3 protein-coding genes are annotated in these 2,954 nt (G+C 41.0%); 2 read left to right on the top strand and 1 reads right to left on the bottom strand.

Annotated elements, in window-relative coordinates:
• Both AC1DPZ_RS24775 and AC1DPZ_RS24770 read left to right on the top strand, forming a co-directional pair.
• A partial coding sequence (locus AC1DPZ_RS24775; RefSeq protein WP_477408505.1) for a RagB/SusD family nutrient uptake outer membrane protein occupies nucleotides 1-242 on the top strand: 242 nt, incomplete at its 5' end.
• A gap of 82 nt (nucleotides 243-324) precedes the next feature.
• A complete protein-coding gene (locus AC1DPZ_RS24770) occupies nucleotides 325-1,386 on the top strand; it encodes a SusE domain-containing protein (protein WP_477408503.1) in 1,062 nt (353 codons plus the stop codon).
• Nucleotides 1,387-1,539: 153 nt separating this feature from the next.
• Here AC1DPZ_RS24770 and AC1DPZ_RS24765 read toward each other — a convergent pair whose 3' ends face one another.
• The gene (locus AC1DPZ_RS24765; RefSeq protein WP_477408501.1) at nucleotides 1,540-2,826 is read right to left on the bottom strand and encodes a citrate synthase; all 1,287 of its coding nucleotides are present in this window, start codon (nucleotides 2,824-2,826) and stop codon (nucleotides 1,540-1,542) included.
• Nucleotides 2,827-2,954 lie beyond the last annotated feature (128 nt).

The following is a 2,954-nucleotide window of genomic DNA, read 5'->3' as shown; positions in this document are numbered from 1 at the left end:
CTGCTGGCCAGCTTAATCTACAATTTATATTAGATGAAAGAGGTCGCGAGTTCCTGTTTGAGATGCATAGAAGAACTGACCTTATTCGTTTCGGTCAATTTACAGGCGGTACTTACATATGGGCATGGAAAGGTGGCGTAAAAAATGGCCAAAGTGTTGACGATCATTTCAACCTGATGCCTATTCCATCAGCCGACATTGTAAACAACCCTACTTTAAAACAAAACGCTGGTTATAAATAAAAATCATAAACCCTAAGGTGCCTATTGCACCTTAGGGTACTTTATAAAAGATACATTTAATTAAACAGATTAAAAGAAAGAAATGAAAAGACTTTTAACCAAAATATTAGCAATCAGCTGCCTCGGGCTGCTATTGCTGCCTTCCTGTAAGAAGGATGAAACAAGGGTTGTAAGCAATGTTGGTAAAGTGGGCACGTTAACTGCCTCTACTACTTCCCCTGCTTTATCAAAAGCCAATGCGGCCAATGTCGCAGTTACGTTTACCTGGCCCGCAACACCGGTATCTGGTTATAATGCCCCGGTAACCTATACTTTACAATTGGATAAAAAGGGTAATAACTTTGCATCGGCAAAAGAGGTTACTTTAACCACACTAACAAAAGCTTACACAGTTGGCGACCTGAATGATATTTTACTGGGCATGAAGTTGTCTTTTGATGCCACAACCGATGTCGATGTTCGTATTAAATCAACGCTTGCCCCAAACTTACCTGCAGCTTACACAAATGTTGTTACTTTGACCGTTAAACCGTACCCGTTGGTAAGCTTTGTATACTTGCCGGGTGCATACCAGGGATGGTCGCCACAAACTGCCGATAGTTTAAAATCAGCAACCAGCGATGGCGTTTATACAGGTATTATCAATTTTACCAGTGCTTCCGCGTTAGAGTTTAAAATTACACCAGCTAAAGTATGGGATCATTCTTACGGTACAGATGATAACATAACTGTTATTTACGATGGTGGATCAAAAAACCTGAAAGCTCCTGCTGCCGGCCTATACTGGGTTACGGTTGATCTTAACACCAAAAAAATCACTTTTACACCAGTAGCAGCTTATTACAGTATTATTGGTAACGCAGCCCCCGGTGTTGCTTGGTCAACCGATACTGATATGAAATACAATAACGGCACCAGTGTCTGGGATGTTACAGCTACCTTTACATCGGGCGAATTCAAAGTGCGTAAAAACCACGACTGGACTATTAGCTATGGTGTGCCTAAATCCGGCGCCGATGGTGTAACCCTGGCATCCTCAGAGGCTAATAACATACCATTGCCTACCGCTGGTATTTATTACTTTACCTTTAAACCAATTGGTACCGATGATAAAACTGCAACGTATACATTAACTAAAAAATAATTTCGATATACAGTTGATTTGATTTGAAAGCCCGCCTGGTGAAAACCAGCGGGCTTTTTTAGTCATTGGTCATAAAAAAGCGATTAGTTTTAAACCAATCGCTTTTTTACTTGTCCTTAATCCTTTGTCCTTCTATCCTTGCTCTAAAACAGACTACCTGTTCTTTATATCCTTATACTCCCTGTCCGTGTCACCAGTATAAATCTGGCGAGGGCGGCCGATGGGCTCTTTGTTCTCTTTCATTTCTTTCCACTGTGCAATCCAGCCGGGTAAACGGCCTAAGGCAAACAGCACGGTAAACATTTCAGTAGGGAAGCCTAATGCACGGTAAATAATACCCGAGTAAAAATCAACGTTAGGGTAAAGTTTGCGCTCAACAAAATATGGGTCTTTCAAGGCTACTTCTTCCAGCTTTTTGGCTATCGCCAATACTTCATCATTGATGCCCAGTTTCTCCAGTATATCATCGCAGGCTTTTTTAATGATCTTAGCTCTTGGATCGAAGTTTTTGTATACACGGTGACCAAAACCCATTAAACGGAACGGATCGTTTTTGTCCTTGGCTTTGGCAATCCATTTATCGGTGTCTCCCCCATCGTTCTTAATTTTCTCCAGCATTTCTATAACCGCCTGGTTGGCGCCACCATGCAGCGGCCCCCAAAGTGCCGAGATCCCGGCCGAAATAGATGCATATAAATTGGCATCAGATGAGCCAACAATACGCACGGTTGATGTAGAACAGTTTTGCTCATGATCGGCATGCAGTATCAGCAGTTTATTCATTACATCAACTACCACCCTGTCAACCTTATAATCCTCTGTACGCTCGGCAAAGGTCATATACAGGAAGTTGGTTACGTAATCGTATTTATTTTGCGGGTAAACTACCGGATGACCCAATGATTTTTTGTAGATCCATGAAACTACGGTGCTCATCTTGGCCAATAGTTTCATAATCTCAAGGTTTACCTCATCGGTTGACAAACCTTGCTTTAATGATTCGGGGTTAAAAGCAGCCAAAGCGCCAATCAAAGATGAAAGCTGGCCCATTGGATGTGATTTTGACGGAAAACCGTCAAAAAACTTTTTCATATCCTCATGAACCAACGTATGGCGGCTTATCTGGTACTGAAACTCGGTTAATTCCTTTTCAGTTGGCAGGTCGCCATATATCAGTAAATAAGCTACTTCTATAAAACTGGCATTCTCGGCCAGTTGCTCAATAGAATAACCACGATACTTAAGGATGCCCYTTTCTCCATCAAGAAAAGTAATGGCACTTTTGGTAGCTCCCGTATTTTTGTAGCCGATATCCAGCGTTACATAACCGCTTTGATCCCTAAGTTTTGAAATATCTATTGCTTTCTCACCTTCTGTACCCTCAATTACCGGGAGTTCAAATGTTTTATCACCAATTTTTAGTTGTGCTGTTTCCGACATAGAAATTTTTGTATCTGCAACAAATGTAATTAAATCCGCGTATTAATAACCGCTAAGATAATTTACTGTTTGTAAATTTTTAGGTGCAAATTTATTAATTTTAGCTTCTATTATTGAGCCGTTCCTCC

This window comes from Mucilaginibacter sp. P4_G9, from assembly GCF_056400985.1.
The sequence above is the reverse complement of the archived record's forward strand: the minus strand, read 5'-3'. Positions and strand labels throughout refer to the sequence as shown.